Below are 18,138 nucleotides of genomic sequence, written 5' to 3'. Positions count from 1 at the left end.
TTTAAGCCGATACTTCATGTAGAGATTATTCACCGGAAGCAGTTTACAGGGAACAAAAAAAGCACCTTGTTTATAGGTGCTTCTTGCCCTTTATTTGATTACATAATGTGTTACATGATTCATGTTTACTTTCTCTTCCGTTGTACCCACCCATTGCTCATTCAACACATCATACAGGTCTCTGGTTGATTGAAGTGTAAAGCTCATTGATACTTCTTTACCTGTTACTAATTCAAATGTAATTGTAAATGTTGTCATGTTCTCACCTCCTACCTTTATTTATCGGCAGAAAGTAAGTATATGGAACTATTCGCAAAATTTGTCGAACGAATCCCAAGCTCGCAAGAGCATGAGAAAATATATTAATTTGTGGAGACACGGGAAAATTATGCCTCCCCGTCCTGCCTTCAATTTTACACTACGGATTTTTCTTCATTCAACAAGTGCACAAAGTGGCAATATTGGCATAATTGGTCGATGATATTATCTTTCATTTGCCGTACCTTTTCACGAGACAGGCCCAAGTGAAGACCAATGGCTCGATAACTCATACCCTCCATCATGCAGTCATAGACCACTCTATTTTTCTCTCCTTCTATCTTGCTTGCTGCTGCCTCTATCGCATATACACGTTGTTCATATTTCCGAAGACGTTTAAATAATCTTTCTTCCCTCATATCCATGTCACGCAATTCAGCTTGGCTTTTCCCTTTGCTCCCCTTTGGAAGAGCTGCCTCGATACCGTATTGAGCAACACCCCAACTTCGCATAGGGATGTCAGTACCATATAAAACACGCTGGAGCCGTTGAACCTCTTTTGCCATCCAGTGATAATTGTGAATGAGTCCTTCAATCTCTTTTTTGTTCATGGTTCATGCTCCCTTCGATCGTATTAAATCTAGTTGAATAGCAATCTTCTTTCTTGCTCTCTCTATGTGTTTTTGTACAGACCCTTTTGCTATGCCATGCAGAGCTGCACATTTGCTGAAAGATAGGTTATGACCAACAACGGTTATATAAATCTCTCTCTCCTTCTCTGTCAGTGCAGATAAAACGTCCTCTATTAATCTTTTATCTTCATCATTTACTGTGCGTATTTCTCTCTTTAACTGGTATTGATTCGCTAAAGCCTCAAGTACTTCTGGTGAAGCAAACACAGTGCGTTGATAAACGGATCTTCGGTCAATCGCTCGTTTTGCTTCCGGCTGCCTGCCAGTGGACAACCATTTCACCACGTATTCAAGGTCACTTATCATTGCACTGAAAATCTTGCGGTTTGGATCAGTTTCTTCCAGCTGCTCATATCTTCTTTTTGTATCTTTTAACGCTCGTTTATACTCAAGAATCAATTCGTTCATGGTTCCCTCCTATTTGCGTTTATACGCCCCGCCTTTGGCTCTTTTGAGTCTTTGCATGTTTTGCCCCATGAGTTCACGTATCTCTCTGTCAGTGAGCTTCTGCGGCTGTTTTTTGGGCTTTTCCTTCTTCATGGTGTTGCTCCTTTCCGACAAATAAAAAACGGACACCAACCAGCACCCTAAAAAGGTGTTGATCAGTGTCCGCAGGCTCTCCGTCTTGGACTTATTTAGTTTGAAAAATCGGTTCATATGTTTGCTGAAATATATCAGGCTTACAAGGGTAAAATTCCCCTTTTACACCTTTAATCACGTAATCATTAGGTGAAACGATCAAGTTACCTTCTAATGTTTGTATATAAATAACACTTATATTCGTAAATGAATCAAGCCAGTTACCCACTATCTCACCGCAAAATTCTCTTAATTTATCGTAAGAGTCTTGTGACCCATCATATTGAATCGCTTCAACAACAACTGGCTTTTTCCTATACTTCATTCCACTACCTCCGTTTGAGGATACAAAGCAGCTTCAACCTTTGCTAAGATCCTTTTTTCGGTTTTATTTAAATCATGCCCGTTCATTTCAGTAAAAAGAATGTTGTCTTTGATGGCTGCTAGTTCTGATCTATCAAATTTGATTATCATTTTCGCTCCCCCTTATCTGATACTGAATTTAACGGACTCAAAGGTCCCGATATATTTTGTCTTTGCTGAATCGGTATAGCAGTCCAGCTGGATCACGTATGTTCCTCTGCCGGTACGCTTACGGATTTCACTCACGCTAAACGACTTTAGAGGTGTGGCCGCTTTGAAACTGCCTCTTTGCACTAGATTAGTATCTGTTAATCCGCCATTGGATCTCTTTTTGTAAACGCCAGCGGTGTAGTAAAGCGTTCCCGATCCCTTCTTCTCAGCTCTCCAGTCGACAGTGGAGGCATCCTTATAGTAATTGGTATCATCCGTAAAGACTCGTGCTTGATGACCATATCCGCCTCTTTGCCAGTTAGACCAATCAGCTTTCGCGAATGGTGCATATAAAAGCTGTGTCACCAGAATAATAGCTAATATAATTAGTAGATGAGCCATAGTTTTCCCCTTCCTCATAGCAAGCCACCGTCCATTAATAAAACACGTTCTTCTTCATCCTCTAAATTCTCAATCATTTCTACCTTTGTTATTTCAGCATCATCGGTCTCCGCTAACAAAACGCCATAAGTTACAGCAGCATTGATAGCTGACACTTCTTTCATGTATAGATCACCTTCGTCAGCTGCTACCTCGTCTAAATAGAGTTTAATTGCACTTTCTTTTGTGTTCGCTTTAATGAGTGCATAATATGGATCTCTCACTTTAAAAAATTTCATCTTCATTCCCCTTTCAATCCTCAGCTTTTATGAATTCCAGCGAAACGGACATCGGTTCAATATCGTACTCATTATGTTCAGACGATACTTTGCTCCAAACGTGCATTGTGGCTTCCTTGTCTCTACCGTTAATTTTTGTGTTTATTTTTAATGGCTCTGACCCGTGTAAATCCTCTTTTGATGCTAGATCATTAGAATGATCCTTTATGTGTTGGTCAAAGCATTTTTGGGCATTCTCGATGTATAAGAAGAAGTTTTCTTCTATCGGCAAGCCTCTATAGAAAAGTTGAACACGAATGATATCATGTGATTTCATCGTGCTTCCTCCTTTAGAAGATAGGGATTTTGATAGATGTTTCCGACAACCTCAATCGCATGATTAGCAGCAAATACTTTCACGTAGTCTTGATATTTCGTGTATTGATGACGCGCTCCATTAAATATTGGTAAACCACTTTGAAACTTGACTTCAAAACAACCATCGTTAAACTGTACTTCGCCTAAAGATGCAAACCCTGATTCATTTGTTAAACGGACATTATCCCCTTCATAAATCTCAACACCGTTCTTATCTCTCAATCCAGTGAACTGCATTATGTGGCTGTCTGGAAAGTAATTAAATTGATCGCTAGCCTCGGCATAAGCTGGTATAGAATAAGGGATACCTTCTGGTGTCAAACCTACTCCATAGACCATTTCTTGAGCATCCTCATCCCAAACACGGAATTTAGTAACTCCCATCAAACATTCTCCTTCCAGTGAGGGTAATCTTCAAACGCCCCTATATGCTCATCATGTGAAGCCGCATACTCCCGTTCCGTCATATCCCAGCAGTCTTTACACATGCTTCCTGTGTCACCCATAAAAGGTGAAGGCCGTACTTTGTTTGATAGTTCATCGCAGTAATCACACAAGCCGCCATTATGAAAAGAAACTTCAATCTTTTTTAGCTGCTCATCCGTTATTTCAACTTGTCCGATTGGTTCTTGACAAAAGGTATGCGTTTCTACTAATTCAGGCACACCACTAAACGCTTTATGCTGACTCTTTTCGCCCGCTCCAAGATCAATAACGAGTCTGTCGTCAATCAAATATAGTGAGTAGTTCATCAGTAACCCTCCTGCTGCCGTTTATGATTGATTTCGTTCTTTTCCATGTATGCGGCTTCTATTTGTTCAGGTGTGAAACCAAGAGCTATTCCAAGTGCGTTAAATCTCATGAAAATCTCTACAAATAAAGATGAAACCTCACCACCAGTTTCTAACTCCACATGAAAAGAGGAAACTTCATATAAAACAGCTAAAAATGCATTTACTCCACCGTCATAGAAAATAGCTCTTTTCAAAATGTCCATATTATAATTTGATGGATACATAATCTGGTTCCCGATACTCAAGATAAAGTGCAAGCAGTCCACGTATTCTTCTAGCAATGGATTCTTATAGTAGTCTCTCGATGTCTCTCCTTCTTTATTTATGATACAAGTGCGTGGCTGCTGGTCATTGCTCCAAAATTTAAAGCCGCGCCACTCGTTAGCGCATTCTGCTAGTTCCACCTGCAAAGCCAAGATAAGGCCGGGAAGAAGGTCTTGCCCTTCCAGCCCTTTTTCTCGGATGATTCGGCGGTCTAACTCCGCCTGCATCTTAAACATTTTTTCAAGATTCATTTCGCGTCCTCCCGAATATCCTTTTTTATAACTTTTAAGAAGAATGTTGTTGTATCTTTAACATCCACTTTGTCAAAGCAAGTTCTCTCATTTGTGTCGCAAAGAGGTATTCTTAATTGCATATTTGATTGTTCATAGATTTTAAAACTGGTAGTTTTTCTATTGCAAAACACACACGGTTCACTTTCATATGTTGACATTCTACCTATTCTCAAGATAATTCCTCCTAAGCCGCTAGGCTCTATTTGATATATCAACAATCGCTTTAAAGATTGGGTAAATTTGTTGTGGTACAACGGCGTTGCCTAATCCTTTAATTCTGTCCACCCGATTGGGAACCCCATGAGCCACTCTACCCACATCGGGTTCAGCTGCCCACCTACTCTCATCCCCTCTAGGCTTGACACTGCATTTCCAATCCTCACGAACTGATTCTTCTCTTTTCTTTCTTCCGCAGTCATGTTGTTCCATTTGGTTGCATCGCTTGCTAATGGAGTCGGCCATAGTTTCACTGCAGTTACCAAAGTGATTTGATGGTTTCCTGACTCTGCTCTTTCTTTCGTTAGAGGTCCTCTCTTGCCGTCCCAGGCGTTTGGAGTGGGCCACAACGAAGATCCGCATTCTTTCGTGTGGGGCGTCGACGGCGACAGCCGGTATAAGGAACGTTTGGACTTTGTAATTCGCACTTTCCAAGTCAAGTAGCGTGCGGTCGAGTTCCATGTTTGCGAAGTTAGCAACGTTTTCACCAACAACCCAAGTGGGTCTAAGTTCTTTGATGATCCTAAACATTTCTGGCCAGAGGTCGCGGTCATCTTCCGTGCCTCTTTTCTTCCCGGCAATACTGTAAGGCTGGCAAGGGAATCCTCCTGAAATAATGTCAATTGTTCCATTAGATTCAATCACTCCTTTATCTTCTAAAAGTTGTCTATTCAAGGTGCGTACATCATCAAAGACAGGAACGTTAGGGAAGTTTTGATTCAGCAGTTTTTGACAGTAGGGTTCACGCTCACAGAAGGCGACAGTTTCGATACCCGCCCATTCTGCGGCAAGCGCAATTCCTCCTATTCCTGCGAATAGCTCTATACTTTTCATAATTGTTTTCTCCTAATCGAATAAACTAAGTTGAGTAATTTCGTAGTTGAACAACAACATTTCTTCTGCGTATCTATCTTTTTCAGAACTGCCTACAACTTGTTTGTAAGCTGCAAATGTTTCTTTATGCCAATCACTATAAAGTTCTTCAATCAATGGATCCTGATAATACGAGAGAATCACTTTCCCCGATGCTTTTTTCAGTAGATTTGCCAGGTCTCTGTGATCCTTCTCTGTAAAACCACCCGCATAAAATTTTTCACGGCCGACATAAGGTGGATCAATATAAAATAACGTTTCTTTGCTATCGTATTTTTCGATGATTTCTCGGAAGTCTTTCTTTTCGATCATGACTCCCTGCATACGTTTGGCGAAGTTGGCAATAGCTTCACATGCAGATAAATAGCCATTAGCAGGGTTTTGACCACTTTGTGTACTGTGCCGCCATCCGGTTTGCGGGACATTTTCTGCGTTGCCTTTGCTTATGCCAGAACGGTTCATATAAAACCACCGGACAGCACGTTCAAAGTCGTCCTTTGGATAATCTTCTGCTTTCCATTGTTCATATAGTTGTCGACTATATGGAATGGATTCGCAAGCGCTTTGCATTGCCTTCGGATTCTTTCTCACTTGCATTAGAAAATTGACCACATTACCATCTATATCGTTGTATACTTCATGCCCGCCCTTTGGTTTATGGGCAATAACATGAGCAGCACCACCGAATGGCTCTACATACACTTTGTGACCTGGCATTTTGTTTATGATTAATTCAGCGTACTTTGCTTTGCCGCCGAACCATATTAAAGGTGATCTAGTCATTAACCAATCCCGCCTATCAACCCAGCGACAGCAATAATCCCCATGAAAAACAGTAGAGTGAAAATGACAGGTCCGTTTGACTCACGCTTTGCCATGACCACGTTCCCTTCGATGATCAGATCATCGTTTTTGCGTACCAGCATCGGCACCACATAGTCAGGCACTCTAATTTCAGCAGCCGCAGCATCTATTGTCATCGCTTTGTTTTTGCAGGCTTTGACGGCCTGCGACAGTTCAACGTGTTTTGGTAGACTCATAATCTCTCAACCCCCGTTTATTTTTTGATCTTGAATCCTATTTCATGATCGACCCTAGCAAAAGCACCCTTGGCCGTTTGAATGATCGTTTTTCCGTGTTCAGGTGCGTCTGTGATGTGGGCAGTACCTTCGTTGCCGTCAATCACGATTATGCGGACCTTCCCAGGTTCTAAATTCTGATCAATGGTTGTAGCAAAATCCTTTATTTCTTTCGGTTGGTTCATCCGCTCCGCCCCGCTTCCATGTGTTATAATTAAAGTGTCAGATTTAATTAGCACTGGAGCAGCGGCTTCGGTGTTTTTTTATGCCCATTTATCCATTTGATATGATGGTGACGGTTTTAGTTCTTCTCGATATACGATAGGATGTTTTGCTAGATACGCTTCTAGCTCTTCTTTAGTCATCTTCCACTCGATGACTGGACCCGAAATATATGGGTTGTTAGCCTTTCCGCTCATGTTTTCTCCCTCCAATCTTAGGTATTTCAATGCCGCCCATCCTTTTACAATCTGCTCCAAAACGGCTCGAGCAATGTTTATACTGCGAACAACGTGTCATACAGGCCATAAGCTTATCTTCCTGCCTTACCCACAACGGACGATCGTCTGCTATTACCACGTTTAACAGTTGGTTTCCCCGCCTTCCGTTTAATCTTTTTGAGTTTGTCCAACTCTATGAATCCAAACGACCGATCAAAAGCAATGACTTTTAGCGGCGTATCAAATTTGCGTTCGTACAGCTTTCGTTTGATGGCAAATTCCTTTGTTTCCATGCCTTTGATGTCAATTACTTCTTTCGATCCATCAAGATTAGTAATCTCAAAGTCTGCAATATATTCAATCTTCCGAAAAGTCTTGTCATGTTTCTTAAAGGCTTCTTGAAGCTCGAAGCGTGGTTGCAATGAAAAGTCTTTTATCTGCTTGGCTTGCTTGAGCCATTTAAGATGCTCATAGTATTTGGCTTCTGCCTTACTGTCGAAGGTGATGCCGTCTACTACCGTTTTACGTGCGCCGTATTTATTGGACATGTTTTGTTAATCCTCGCTTTCCGTTGCTGGAAGTGCTTTTTCAGTTCGGCAACGAGCTGTTCTTTTTCCTATTCGTTTAGGTTGGTTCGTTTCAGTAATGTCGTGATGCTAGGATTCATTATTTTTCTGTTAACAACTCCGGGTTTTCGTGAATGTTTCCAATGACTTCAAAAGCCTTTCTACAAAACAGATAATCATGCAGCGGATAAGTTCGGAGGTCTCCCAGGTAACCAATTATGCAAAAACATCCATCATCAAAGACAATCTGTGCTGAGTTCATTTGGTCATCAAGTACAATATCGCCTTCATAAATCTCAACGCCGTTACGATCTTTCAACCCTGTGTATTGGCCCACAGAATCCCAATGTACTGGTACAACACCGCTATCATCTGAGTTAATATACGCAAGTCGGTCATCTCGATTTAAGTAGATACCTCCCTCAATCCATTTGAGATCACCGTAATCTTCAATAGGACTACCTCTAAACTTGATTTCTCTCATTCCGTTACCTCCCGTCATCCCGCAACCATTGCAGGAGCTTCCTTTCTCTGAATCTAGCTGTGAAAGCGATAGTGATTAGTGCTGCCATCGTCTTCATGCTGTCTTTCCTTCCAGTGCTTCCGCTTTCGTCAGCATTTGATCTAACATTTCGATGACTGGCTTTAGGCTTTGCTTACGTCCTGTGGTGTTACATTCAGGACATGGATAGTAGCCTGCCATAAATGAAGTTTCTCCTATGACGACTTTCTCGCCATTACATGTTTCACACATTTAAACCGCTCCTTCTAACCGATGATTTAGTTTTATGTTCTTCTCAATAGTGACCGTGTAGTTTTTTGCCATTTCATAGATTCTTGTTGCAAATGCTTCATCTATCTCCAAGAGCTGGTTTAAATCAAGTTCAGATGAAACCATGATCGGCTTGTAATTCAAATAACGAAAGTTGACGATCTCTTGTATCTGTGTGAATTGCCACGGTGTCACTTGAGGTACACCCGCTTTGGGTTTGAATAGGTCATCAATGAACAAAACATCTACGGTCTTTAGAAGCTCCAGCTTGGCTGCTAATTCATCAAAATCTTTTCGTAAATCGGTCATACCCTCCAGATAAGGGAAATACATAACAGACAATTTAAATCGTTCTATGAAGCCATTTGAAATGCTCGTAAGAAGATGTGTTTTTCCCACACCTGACTGACCAAGTAGGGCGATACTATTTTGTCTCGTCTCTCTAATCTCCTTAAATTTCTGAGCATATTCAAAAGCACAGTCATACAGCTCTTTAACCTCATCCGGCTTTTTTTCAAGAGAGAAGTTTTTAAAGGTTAGTTTCCTGAATCCTTCTGAAATGTTGCTGGCACTCATCAACTTCATTTGCTTCTTTCGTGCTGCTCTTTCAGCAACGCATGGGCATTGACGGGAAAAAGTTGTTTTCCATTCCTTCGCATCTTGAGGGTTGCATACTTTGCCAGCAAGAAAGTCATCTTCACGAACCATTTCATGATCCGCTAGATCAAAACGTTTGCCTGCATCTTTCATTCGCTTTTCTGTTTTTTCGTGAATCCGATACACGATAATTCCCTTGTCCTTGCACTCATTGCATTCATGCTTTTCTTCTGTGACGGCCGGTTCCGAAAATTGGCGTGACTTTAGATTGGCCTTCATTCTTTGAAACACTTCGTCCAGCGTTGCCTTTGGCATCCTGCTTGCCTCCTTTGTTGATTGGTCTGTACAATACCGCTGAAACCCAATTGATTGATTTTCGATCCTTCTCAACTGCTTCTTTCATGACTTCAATCACTTTTTCTTCCCCGTGGTCATCAATGAATTGACCAATTTTTTGGGCATTAATCGGGCTTAATGTGCCACCAAAATGACTTTCAAAAAAAACGAATGGGTTCATTGGCTTGTCCTCCTGTCGTGTTGTTTTTTCTTCTTTTGGCTTTTCAGGTTCTTCATCAGGTACAGGGGCGATGCTTGCTTTAGTCTCAAGACTTACGATGCGATAACTGCCCGCTGATTTACCTTTAGGCTTGTATTCAATCCGGCCATGTTCTATCAAGATTTTCCGATGTTCAATCATAGTCTTTTCGCTGACTCCTAACCGCGAATAAAGCCGACTGTTTGGCACCGTGAACCACTCTTTCCAAGTGCAACCGTTATTTATATCCATCAAGTGAAACCACAATGCTTGAGTGGTAGGTTTTAGTTCTGTTGTTTCAAGCCACCGCATGAAGCCGTTTATTTCTTTCAGGTAGTTCAAGCCTCTACCCCCTTTCACATAGTGCATACAAGCCCTGTATGCGCACAAAGCGCATATCAGGCTCATTAGTCTTGATGTAATCTTTCACATAGTTTTCTGCTAATTTGAAAGGATCGGAAGTGCCTTTGACCATCCATGTGTAACAAAAAGGAATAGGAACCTTAATCAAATGGGCTTCGGTTTTCATCCGCTTGCTCCGTATTCGGGCTTTCTAAAGTTGGTTCTACACTGTACGGCATATCAAGGACTTCCTCGTCATAAACCGATTTTGCTTCTTGAGTAATATCTTTTCGTACCGTTTCGTCTTGCGCTGCGTACTGCTGAATTTCAATACTGATAGGAAGGTACTTCCACATGCGGCGAATGACAGTTTTTTTCGCCATTTCTTCATAATCTGTTTGCCACGGGCCACTGTCTTTTGATTTGCTTCGTTTACGAACGGATTCAACATCTTCTTTGCTGAAAACCTCGAATTGATAGCCGCCATCTTTAAAGTGAGCAACAGCATATACATGAGTCATTTCACCTCTATGCCCTGTTGCTGGCTTGTGAATTAACTTCGGATTTAACCCTAGTTCATACTCGAATTGGTCCTTTTCATAAACAACGTGAGAATAGATACTTTCGATATGACCAGAACGTCTAGCAAGGTCGATCATGCCTTTATATCCGATGATGAATTGAACCTCTTTCGTCCACTTATCCGGCTCTCCATTTTGCCCCTTGATCTTTTTATTGAAAGGAACAAAGTAGCAATGACCTATTAATCCGGGTTCTAACCCTAGTTGTGCGGACTGCATGACAGCCCCCAACAATGAAGCGGGTGAACATTGTTGCAATTGTGGGTTACTTCTGATTGTCGTTAGTGCGATCCTTGTGAGCCTTTCAGGTGTCATGTGTTCAGGTAATGCCTTTTGTAATTCAGGTTGCATTGAAGCAAGGTAGTCAGCAATTGTTTTAGGTTTATCCTCCTGCTGCTGGACGTTATTTGCTGCTTTATTTGCAAGCTGATTCCGAATATCTTCGTTTTTAGCCATTGTCTACGCTCTCCTTTACATAAAATCTTCTCTGCAGCTTCGTTTCGCTGAATTCCTCAAATAATTCAGGATGTTCAATGGCGAACTTCTTTGTATCAAAGCGGTTTGTTTGAATGGTCTTCCAAGTCACCCGATGTTTAGTAGCAAGACCTATTTCGTTTTCTCCTAACATGGCTTTGATCTGGTTTTCATCAGCTTTAATTCGTTCATCAATTTCTTTCTTTTCTTCTTTTGCACTTTTTAATCGGACTATGATTTCATCCGCTTTTAAAGGCAAGCTTGTTTCCTCGTCAACTCCAATTGGGTACATGTGATTAAGCAATTCTGTTGATGAGTCTGAACCGTCAAACATTGGCGGCTCTTGCTTTTGAACGTGATTCTCCCAAAAATCTTTTTCAATCTGAATCAAGTAACCTATCAATTCCTCATCACGATCGACTTTTTTATAAATGAACTTGTTTCCGCCAATCAGAACAGCGATCCACCATGCTTTATAACCCGTCACAGCCATGTAATGCTGGCACTGGATCAAATAAGCGTCTGGAATCTCTTCTCCTGTCCATTCTTCTTTCAAGTATTCAGATGCCGTTTTGCATTCAAGCCCTACATTTTCACCGACAATTAATCTATCAACGTTTGCAAGCATGAAAGGATATAAAGGATGTTGAAGAATAGCCTTTCTTCGCCGGACCTTCTTTCCAGTGCGATTGCTAAACTCTCTTGCTACCACTTCTTCGAGTACATGGCCCCAGTATGCCGCTTCTCCAGCTTCATCTTCCTTTGGTGACTGACCCAATTTATCCAAGTAAACTGAAACAGGTGACTTCCATCTGCTCATACCAGCAATGGCGGCGGCATCTGAACCGCCTATACCAGCACGTCTAGCCTCAAGCCATTGCTCTTCTGTCATCTTCTCGGTTGAGATAAGGACCTTCGCTTGCATGCTACATCCCCACCTTTTGGCGATATGCCGCCTGCCCCAATTGAATGTATTTCTGTTTAGCTGCTGCGTTCGGAAAGTTGAACACAGGTTGCCCTTTTTTGTAGTCGATCCAACCACCTGCCTGCTCCAAACGCTCCTGCGCTTCACGGCGATGGTCAAAGCTGATTTGAAATTTTGACATAGTGTATACCTCCATTGATTTTCATGTGATTATTTGGTATACTGTCGGTACCTAATCGAAGCAGTACACCTTAAAACTCGCTATGCCAAGCGGGTTTTTTTATTTGTCTTCATCGTCTTCCTCTTCATAGCCATCGCGTTCCGCTTCGTCCTTCCAGTAGTCTTTCGGATAACCAAAGCTATTAATCTGTGTCACCATCGGATGCTCAATATTCAATGATTTCAGTCCTTTCAGTTCTTGTAACTAGCTCAAGCCGCACACCATGTTTTTTCTGTATTTCTGCCGCCGCTTTAATTAAAAGACCCTTGTTATTCATCCGTACAAGATCCTCGCTGATATTTCTAATGCTTCCAGCTAGGCTTGCAACTTCTTCGTAATTTCCGTCTTTCAGTTCTTGATGAGCAAGATATAAAAGCTCTTTCACACAATCAATTTTCGTCTTTGCTCTCGATACATCTTCACTAAAGAATTGTTTTTCTATCATGCTAGTACAGCCTCCTTATCCTGTCTTTTGTGCATTGCCACCTCTGCGACAATGGCTTTTTTCGACCATTTTTCTGTTAGGTCTTGAATTTTTAGCCCAAACTCCCTCGACATTGAATACATAAGCGTTTTGTTTGCTTGTGTAAGGTCGTATATTTGCTTGATAGCCTGCATCGGAAGCTCGCCAGTTTTGCCTGGTCGGGTATTGTTCAGCCATTCCGCAAGATCACCGATAGCCTTTTGTGCGTCTTTCATTTCCTGCACCAAGTTGATTAAAGCTTTGTGAGCACTATCATTTAAGGCGGGATTAATTGGTGCGGCTGCCATTGGGTGAAGCTTGAAAATGTAGTGCACGAGATCAATATGTTCATAGGCTTCACATGCTTTGAACCAGTTGATGCACAATTCAGGTGTAGGTCTGACATAACCATTTTCAATATCTGATACATTCCTCTGATCACGCCCTCCGATTAAGGTGCCTAGCTGATACTGTGAATATCCGGCTTCCTTCCTTACTTTTCTAAGAATTTCAGGTAAATTCCGCTGATTATACGGGCTGTTCTGCATTTGTTCCCATCCTTCTTTATTCGATTTTTATTGGTAAAATTTATTAATGAAGGGACACGGCAGGATCTAGGAAACCCTGCGCGGAACCCAGTTAACAATGTAATTCACAGCTACTTGCATATCTCTTCTCTTTAAATCTTTATAACTGGATACGGCAAAACGATCTTTAATTTCCCGATGAAGTTCGCTGAATAGCCGCTTACGTTCTGATCCATCTTCTGTAAAACTGTAAACCCTAGAAGCAACGGCTTTTTGAATCCGTCTTTGTTCACCATGATCAAGTGTGATCTGCTCATCCACTTTGGTGTTCAATTCAAGAATTTTTCTTTCGTGATTGGTTAATTTTTTAGACATTTCATCCTGCCGTTGTGATGTTTCTAATAAGAGTTTAAGCGACTCAATGCGCTGTTCTCTTTCGGTTAGAGCTTTTGGTCCACCATATTGACCTGTTTGTCTGATTGTTGGAATAACATCATGTGTGATCCAACGCTTAAATTGTTTTGCTTCTGGTTTGCGGCTACTCAAGATGAGAGCGTAAAGACCCGGCTCATTTACTGCTGCTAATTCTTGCGATCCGCCAAGGGTGTCGGTTAAAACTACTCCCTTTTCATCTTCATCTAGGCGGGAAAGAGCATCACGATTGTTTTTGATTTCCAAGACTTCGCACAAGTCTTTTGCAACAAACCAAGGTTGTCCATCTTTTAAAATGGTTCTGATCTCTTGATCCTGATAATTGAAAATCTGTTGTATTTGGTTCATGCTGTGACTCCTTTCTTGAAATACTTGGTGTTGTCCTCAACCCATCTCGTGTTGTTCTCAATCCATTTAAACAGCATGGCAGTTGGGATCTTTTTCCCGAATTCATGGTTCACAGGGAAATCCGGTCTAGCCATTAATTCAGCCATTTTAGTTGGACCGCATCGTAAAACTTTCATTGCTTCGTCTCTTGTGAGGATTTTCGGAAGCTCGTTGAGCGATGCTAGTCTTTCAGTCAGAATTTCTGTTGCACGATCGGCAATCTTGTGGGCAATAGCATCAATGAATTTTTCGTCATACTGCATCGTGAACATTGTCTTTACCTCCTATGCTGTGTGTTGTTCGTCTCCATTACGCGTTATGTGTAATGACTCTTCAAAAAAAAGAGTCCAATCAAACTCAAGAACTTTAGAAATAGACTTTGCTGTTTTTACTCCAGCATTTCTTTCACCTTGCTCAATAGATGCATAGGTTGTTCTAGCAATTCCTGCTTCCAATGCAACATCTTCTTGAGTCATATGTTTTTCAGTTCGTTTTTTCCTTAACCACTCTCTAGGCTGGACATTCATTTCAACACCTCCATGACACTTAATGAGTCGTTAAATAAACTATACTACGCATTTCGTGTATTGTAAACCCCTTTTACAAACAAATTACTCTTTTTGTGTCATTTGTTTAATTACGCAAATTGTGTAGTTATAATATAGGTATCTTATCTCTACAATCGTGAGGCGATTATCAATGGATTTTAAAACGCGTTTAAAAGAATTACGCAAATCAAAGAAGCTTTACCAAGAAGACGTGGCTTCTAAATTAGGTATAGCTCGAACCACATACGCATCATATGAACAGGGGAGCAGAGAACCAGATCATGAAATGCTAGTTAAACTAGCTGATTTTTTTAACGTTTCTATTGATTACTTATTGAGAGGCGAAGAACACTATAAAGAATTAGCAAGTGAAATAAACAAAAGACCTGACACTCGCTATGCTGCCATTGACGGACATGACTTTGAAGATGAAGAAAAAGATGAGATTCTAGTGAATGCTTTAAAGCAAATTGACGGTCTTGAAAAAATCATCAAAGAACACCTTGAGAAAAAAAATAAGGGTTAATTTTGTATTTTTATTAAACAAAACCATTGCAATTCATATTAGAGTGTATTTTTTATATCTTTTAATGATTTATATATATTATTTAGTTTAGTTTAGTTTAGTTTAATTAATGCTGAAGGTTCTGCTGTAAAAATTACAGTAATACCTACAATTGAACGACCATTCAACTGTAAAAATTACAGTAGAGTCTACAATCATTTTTTCTCAACTGAAGGTTGTGCTGTAATTTTTACAGTATAAATCTTGCGTAAGGTTGTAAAAATTTTCGATATTTGTTTAAAATTGAATGAGTATATACCGATCTGCAAATAGAGACAAAGATCGTTTATATAAAAATTATGTTAAAAGGGGAATATGTTTTGAAAAAATTACTTGTATTGTTTTTAGTATTAGGTTTAACATTTGCACTTGCAGCATGCGGATCAGAAGACACTTCTTCTGCAAACAACAGCGAATCATCTAAAGAAACGAAAAAAGAAAACAAAAAGAAAAACAAGGAAGCTAAAATGAACACCAATGTTAAAGTTGGTGATATGGTCTACAACATTAAATCGAAATCAACTTCTGAAAAAGTGGGTCCTTCAATTGCTCCAGAAACTGCGAATGGAAAATACCTTATCATTGAAGCTGATTTAAAAAATACAGGAAATGAAAAGATCATGGTTGATGCCTCGTTCTTCAAGCTGAAACGCGGGGAAAAGACATACGAAGCTGATTCAACAGCAAGCATATCTGCTAATCAAAAAGAAGATGGATCTATTGATAACAGCTTTTTAATGCAAGATTTAAACCCAGATGTTGAAATGAAAGGAAAAGTTGTTTTTGATGTCCCAGCAAAAGTAGCGGAAGCAAATGACTTGAAGTTAGAAGTACAGACTGGCGTTTTTGGAACTCAGACCGGCACAATTAAATTATCTAAGTAAGCCTTCGGGCTTCTTTTTTAAAGCCATAACCAGAACGTACATTCCTGATATTGATTTTATCCTGAAATTAAAATATCATAAAAGATAAACAAATTATGGTTTCTAAAGAGGAATATATTCAGAACAGGAGAATGAAAAAATGTTTGGTTTCTTCTTGCAGTTTTTCTTTTTGATCATTGGTGCGGTCTTCTGGATTTATCATCAATATCTCTACAGACCAGACATAAGAGAAAGTATTGTTCTTCTAATAATCATCATAAGTTTTACAGCAATCTTCTTTTTTAAAGACATAGATTTAAAAAAAGCTGAATAAGCCCTTTAACTCTGGGCTATTTTTTAGAACTAAAAACAGAACACACGTTCTTTTTATGATTAGAAAATAAGTCGTCAGCCTCAATAAATGTTTTTCAAACCATATTTTTATCCAGTATTAATGCAGTAAATTTGGAGGGGATGCTTCACATGATAAACACATATACTCAAAGCCATTTAGAAGACTGGATCGAAAGATTTTTAAGAGGTAAACAGATTACTTCTCCATCAGACTTAGAACTAATAGAACTATGCCGAAAAATGAACATTTTCATAGTGCAACATGGAAAACGAACCTGTATGACTGAGATATGCGGCGTCTATGTTGTAAGCATTGATAGTAGGTCAGACCCGTTTCAACAAAGATGTGAACTGGCGCATGAACTATGGCATATTTTGATTGAAGGCGGCAACAATGCCGCAATGCCGCTTCAATGGAAGCAATACCAAGAGTACAAGGCGAATTATTTTTCATATCATTTTTGTATTCCAACATTCATGCTGAAAAATTTAAGCTTACCCGCTGACCAAAACAAAGCAGCACTACTTGTCGCCGATATTTTTAAAGTTACTTGTGAATTTGCTAAGCATAGACTTAAAATTTACTTTAACAAACTGTCTAGGAGGTAAAACGATGCATTTCAAAGAGTTAGTCAAGGGGAAAAAATGGCTCGCTGTTGGGGATGGTCCACCTGATCCCGTCACCGGTAAACGTAAACAAATACCCAGACGAGGGAAAACAAAAAAAGAAGCAGAACAAAGAGTTCTGAAAGCTATAGCAGCATTAGAAGAAGACGGAATTGATGAATCTGTTGTAAAAAAGATGACTTTTGATAAACTTGCGAACGAGTGGTTAGAAGATTACATGAAAGTATCTGGAAATAAAGATAATACATTTAGAATCAGAAAAACTGAAATTAAAATTCTTAATAGGAAATTTGCTAAATTAAATATTGCTAAATTGACAACTAGGCTATATCAAAAAGGGTTAAATGAATTATCTGAGGAGCTTTCTTTAAATACACTTAAAGGAGTACATGCCGCAGCTGGTATGATATTTGATTATGCTGTAAGAGTACAGTTCTTGAAAGATAACCCCGTTAAAAGAGCCGCCATACAAAAGCAGCGGTTGACAGTTGAAGCTATTGAAAATAACAGCATTGATGAAAAATACCTTGAAAATGCAGAACTAGAGGATTTTTTAGGAGCTGTAAAAAAGTATGGACTAGAATTGGATGTCGAGCGATTTTTTTTAATGGCATTCACAGGCATGAGGTCCGGCGAATTATGTGCTTTAAAAGTCAATGATGTATTGTTTGAGACCAAGGAAATTAGAATCACGAAAACAATTTACTCAGATAGTGGGAATAGAAAGAATTACATTCTTACTCCCCCAAAAACATCAGGATCAGTACGCACTATCCCTTTAGACGACAAGATACTTGATCTATTAAAAGCCTTAATAAAGAGAAAAAACAAAAAAAGATTAGAATCACCTATAGATTCTTCGAAGTATAATGATGATAATTTTCTTTTTTGTGATGACAATGGATACCCCTATTTACCGCAGACCATTGGCACCAGAATGAATCGAATACTAATAATGACAAACATCACAAAAAAGGCTAGTCCTCATATATTTAGACATACACACATTAGTATGCTTACAGAAGCCGGCGTTGATATTCCAACAATAATGGAGAGAGTTGGACATAGTGATATGAAAACTACAATGCAAGTATACACGCACGTAACCAAAAAAATGAAAGAGAACTCCGTCAATAAAGTAAGCAACACTTTCGGCAAACTTCTTGATTTGGGAATATCTTAATAAGAAATGTTATTTTTTCGTGATTTTTTTGTACTCTTAAAGCCAGAAACCCCTATAAAATCAAGCATTATAAGCATTTATCGAAAACATTTGATCATCTATTTTATGATAAAACATGAATAAAAGAAATAAAAACGCA

At 39.7% G+C, this 18,138-nt stretch carries 34 protein-coding genes; 4 read left to right on the top strand and 30 right to left on the bottom strand.

What is annotated here, in order from left to right; all coding sequences use genetic code 11:
* Window positions 1–90: 90 nt before the first annotated feature.
* The 30 genes from NKR21_RS06005 to NKR21_RS05865 all read right to left on the bottom strand — a co-directional run bounded on the left by NKR21_RS06005 (window position 91) and on the right by NKR21_RS05865 (window position 14,386).
* Window positions 91–258: a hypothetical protein gene (locus tag NKR21_RS06005; RefSeq protein WP_186312968.1), complete on the bottom strand. Its 168-nt coding sequence runs from the start codon at window positions 256–258 to the stop codon at window positions 91–93.
* 155 nt (window positions 259–413) lie between these two features.
* A complete protein-coding gene (locus tag NKR21_RS06000; protein WP_144498743.1) occupies window positions 414–869 on the bottom strand; it encodes a sigma-70 family RNA polymerase sigma factor in 456 nt (151 codons plus the stop codon).
* Window positions 870–872: 3 nt separating this feature from the next.
* Entirely contained in the window at window positions 873–1,358 is a 486-nt protein-coding gene (locus NKR21_RS05995; RefSeq protein ID WP_144498741.1) for a sigma factor-like helix-turn-helix DNA-binding protein, read from the bottom strand.
* Window positions 1,359–1,367: 9 nt separating this feature from the next.
* Complete coding sequence (locus NKR21_RS21145) at window positions 1,368–1,490, bottom strand: hypothetical protein (RefSeq protein ID WP_260856570.1); 123 nt, start codon at window positions 1,488–1,490, stop codon at window positions 1,368–1,370.
* A gap of 91 nt (window positions 1,491–1,581) precedes the next feature.
* On the bottom strand, window positions 1,582–1,854 hold the full coding sequence (locus NKR21_RS05990; protein WP_144498739.1) for a hypothetical protein: 273 nt from the start codon (window positions 1,852–1,854) through the stop codon (window positions 1,582–1,584).
* Complete coding sequence (locus NKR21_RS05985) at window positions 1,851–2,003, bottom strand: hypothetical protein (protein WP_186312966.1); 153 nt, start codon at window positions 2,001–2,003, stop codon at window positions 1,851–1,853. The genes NKR21_RS05990 and NKR21_RS05985 overlap by 4 nt, the downstream gene beginning before the upstream one ends.
* A 12-nt stretch (window positions 2,004–2,015) precedes the next feature.
* Window positions 2,016–2,444, bottom strand: coding sequence for a hypothetical protein (locus NKR21_RS05980; RefSeq protein ID WP_144498737.1), 429 nt, complete (start codon window positions 2,442–2,444; stop codon window positions 2,016–2,018).
* A 14-nt stretch (window positions 2,445–2,458) separates the two neighbouring features.
* A complete protein-coding gene (locus NKR21_RS05975; protein WP_111292441.1) occupies window positions 2,459–2,722 on the bottom strand; it encodes a hypothetical protein in 264 nt (87 codons plus the stop codon).
* 13 nt (window positions 2,723–2,735) lie between these two features.
* Window positions 2,736–3,038 (bottom strand): hypothetical protein, encoded by a 303-nt coding sequence (locus NKR21_RS05970; protein ID WP_253602485.1) that lies wholly within the window; start codon window positions 3,036–3,038, stop codon window positions 2,736–2,738.
* Window positions 3,035–3,463, bottom strand: a complete 429-nt coding sequence (locus tag NKR21_RS05965) for a YopX family protein (RefSeq protein ID WP_253602484.1) — start codon at window positions 3,461–3,463, stop codon at window positions 3,035–3,037. The genes NKR21_RS05970 and NKR21_RS05965 overlap by 4 nt, the downstream gene beginning before the upstream one ends.
* On the bottom strand, window positions 3,463–3,831 hold the full coding sequence (locus NKR21_RS05960) for a hypothetical protein (RefSeq protein ID WP_253602483.1): 369 nt from the start codon (window positions 3,829–3,831) through the stop codon (window positions 3,463–3,465). Before NKR21_RS05960 ends, NKR21_RS05965 begins: the two co-directional genes overlap by 1 nt.
* Window positions 3,831–4,388: a dUTP diphosphatase gene (locus NKR21_RS05955; RefSeq protein ID WP_253602482.1), complete on the bottom strand. Its 558-nt coding sequence runs from the start codon at window positions 4,386–4,388 to the stop codon at window positions 3,831–3,833. The genes NKR21_RS05960 and NKR21_RS05955 overlap by 1 nt, the downstream gene beginning before the upstream one ends.
* Before the next feature lie 234 nt (window positions 4,389–4,622).
* On the bottom strand, window positions 4,623–5,480 hold the full coding sequence (locus NKR21_RS05950; protein ID WP_253602481.1) for a DNA cytosine methyltransferase: 858 nt from the start codon (window positions 5,478–5,480) through the stop codon (window positions 4,623–4,625).
* Between the two features lie 12 nt (window positions 5,481–5,492).
* Complete coding sequence (locus NKR21_RS05945; protein WP_253602480.1) at window positions 5,493–6,302, bottom strand: DNA adenine methylase; 810 nt, start codon at window positions 6,300–6,302, stop codon at window positions 5,493–5,495.
* The gene (locus NKR21_RS05940) at window positions 6,302–6,559 is read right to left on the bottom strand and encodes a hypothetical protein (RefSeq protein WP_253602479.1); all 258 of its coding nucleotides are present in this window, start codon (window positions 6,557–6,559) and stop codon (window positions 6,302–6,304) included. Before NKR21_RS05940 ends, NKR21_RS05945 begins: the two co-directional genes overlap by 1 nt.
* A gap of 17 nt (window positions 6,560–6,576) precedes the next feature.
* Complete coding sequence (locus NKR21_RS05935; RefSeq protein WP_110487447.1) at window positions 6,577–6,783, bottom strand: XtrA/YqaO family protein; 207 nt, start codon at window positions 6,781–6,783, stop codon at window positions 6,577–6,579.
* A 78-nt stretch (window positions 6,784–6,861) separates the two neighbouring features.
* Entirely contained in the window at window positions 6,862–7,017 is a 156-nt protein-coding gene (locus tag NKR21_RS05930) for a hypothetical protein (RefSeq protein ID WP_186312740.1), read from the bottom strand.
* A 113-nt stretch (window positions 7,018–7,130) separates the two neighbouring features.
* Window positions 7,131–7,586, bottom strand: coding sequence for a DUF1064 domain-containing protein (locus NKR21_RS05925; RefSeq protein ID WP_144482346.1), 456 nt, complete (start codon window positions 7,584–7,586; stop codon window positions 7,131–7,133).
* Between the two features lie 118 nt (window positions 7,587–7,704).
* On the bottom strand, window positions 7,705–8,088 hold the full coding sequence (locus NKR21_RS05920; protein WP_253602478.1) for a YopX family protein: 384 nt from the start codon (window positions 8,086–8,088) through the stop codon (window positions 7,705–7,707).
* Between the two features lie 93 nt (window positions 8,089–8,181).
* Window positions 8,182–8,358: a hypothetical protein gene (locus tag NKR21_RS05915; RefSeq protein WP_253602477.1), complete on the bottom strand. Its 177-nt coding sequence runs from the start codon at window positions 8,356–8,358 to the stop codon at window positions 8,182–8,184.
* Complete coding sequence (locus tag NKR21_RS05910; protein ID WP_253602476.1) at window positions 8,359–9,288, bottom strand: DnaA ATPase domain-containing protein; 930 nt, start codon at window positions 9,286–9,288, stop codon at window positions 8,359–8,361.
* Window positions 9,191–9,850 carry a DnaD domain protein gene (locus NKR21_RS05905; protein ID WP_253602475.1) on the bottom strand — a complete coding sequence of 220 codons (660 nt, stop codon included), beginning with the start codon at window positions 9,848–9,850 and terminating at the stop codon, window positions 9,191–9,193. The genes NKR21_RS05910 and NKR21_RS05905 overlap by 98 nt, the downstream gene beginning before the upstream one ends.
* Before the next feature lie 161 nt (window positions 9,851–10,011).
* Complete coding sequence (gene recT, locus NKR21_RS05900) at window positions 10,012–10,887, bottom strand: recombination protein RecT (RefSeq protein WP_253602474.1); 876 nt, start codon at window positions 10,885–10,887, stop codon at window positions 10,012–10,014.
* Window positions 10,880–11,830, bottom strand: a complete 951-nt coding sequence (locus tag NKR21_RS05895) for a YqaJ viral recombinase family nuclease (RefSeq protein WP_253602473.1) — start codon at window positions 11,828–11,830, stop codon at window positions 10,880–10,882. The genes recT and NKR21_RS05895 overlap by 8 nt, the downstream gene beginning before the upstream one ends.
* A gap of 1 nt (window position 11,831) precedes the next feature.
* On the bottom strand, window positions 11,832–12,011 hold the full coding sequence (locus tag NKR21_RS05890; protein WP_008348780.1) for a hypothetical protein: 180 nt from the start codon (window positions 12,009–12,011) through the stop codon (window positions 11,832–11,834).
* A gap of 205 nt (window positions 12,012–12,216) precedes the next feature.
* Window positions 12,217–12,495 carry a YqaH family protein gene (locus tag NKR21_RS05885; RefSeq protein ID WP_253602472.1) on the bottom strand — a complete coding sequence of 93 codons (279 nt, stop codon included), beginning with the start codon at window positions 12,493–12,495 and terminating at the stop codon, window positions 12,217–12,219.
* Window positions 12,492–13,061 (bottom strand): helix-turn-helix domain-containing protein, encoded by a 570-nt coding sequence (locus tag NKR21_RS05880; RefSeq protein WP_253602471.1) that lies wholly within the window; start codon window positions 13,059–13,061, stop codon window positions 12,492–12,494. Before NKR21_RS05880 ends, NKR21_RS05885 begins: the two co-directional genes overlap by 4 nt.
* Before the next feature lie 66 nt (window positions 13,062–13,127).
* Window positions 13,128–13,820: a BRO family protein gene (locus NKR21_RS05875; RefSeq protein ID WP_253602470.1), complete on the bottom strand. Its 693-nt coding sequence runs from the start codon at window positions 13,818–13,820 to the stop codon at window positions 13,128–13,130.
* Complete coding sequence (locus NKR21_RS05870; RefSeq protein ID WP_253602469.1) at window positions 13,817–14,131, bottom strand: hypothetical protein; 315 nt, start codon at window positions 14,129–14,131, stop codon at window positions 13,817–13,819. The genes NKR21_RS05875 and NKR21_RS05870 overlap by 4 nt, the downstream gene beginning before the upstream one ends.
* Window positions 14,132–14,143: 12 nt before the next feature.
* Window positions 14,144–14,386, bottom strand: coding sequence for a helix-turn-helix transcriptional regulator (locus NKR21_RS05865; RefSeq protein ID WP_252224932.1), 243 nt, complete (start codon window positions 14,384–14,386; stop codon window positions 14,144–14,146).
* A 172-nt stretch (window positions 14,387–14,558) separates the two neighbouring features.
* Here NKR21_RS05865 and NKR21_RS05860 point away from each other — a divergent pair, with 172 nt between their 5' ends.
* From NKR21_RS05860 to NKR21_RS05845, 4 genes are all read left to right on the top strand, one after another.
* Window positions 14,559–14,933, top strand: coding sequence for a helix-turn-helix domain-containing protein (locus tag NKR21_RS05860; protein ID WP_253602468.1), 375 nt, complete (start codon window positions 14,559–14,561; stop codon window positions 14,931–14,933).
* Between the two features lie 359 nt (window positions 14,934–15,292).
* Complete coding sequence (locus NKR21_RS05855) at window positions 15,293–15,856, top strand: DUF4352 domain-containing protein (protein ID WP_144498703.1); 564 nt, start codon at window positions 15,293–15,295, stop codon at window positions 15,854–15,856.
* 462 nt (window positions 15,857–16,318) lie between these two features.
* Complete coding sequence (locus NKR21_RS05850) at window positions 16,319–16,798, top strand: ImmA/IrrE family metallo-endopeptidase (RefSeq protein ID WP_253602467.1); 480 nt, start codon at window positions 16,319–16,321, stop codon at window positions 16,796–16,798.
* Window positions 16,799–16,802: 4 nt separating this feature from the next.
* Entirely contained in the window at window positions 16,803–17,999 is a 1,197-nt protein-coding gene (locus NKR21_RS05845) for a tyrosine-type recombinase/integrase (protein ID WP_253602466.1), read from the top strand.
* Window positions 18,000–18,138: the final 139 nt, after the last annotated feature.

The sequence above is a fragment of the Bacillus sp. 1735sda2 genome (genome assembly GCF_024159245.1).
GTDB classification, from domain to species: domain Bacteria; phylum Bacillota; class Bacilli; order Bacillales; family Bacillaceae; genus Bacillus; species Bacillus pumilus_O.
Note: the sequence above shows the minus strand (reverse complement) of the source record. Positions and strands in the feature narration are given on the sequence as shown.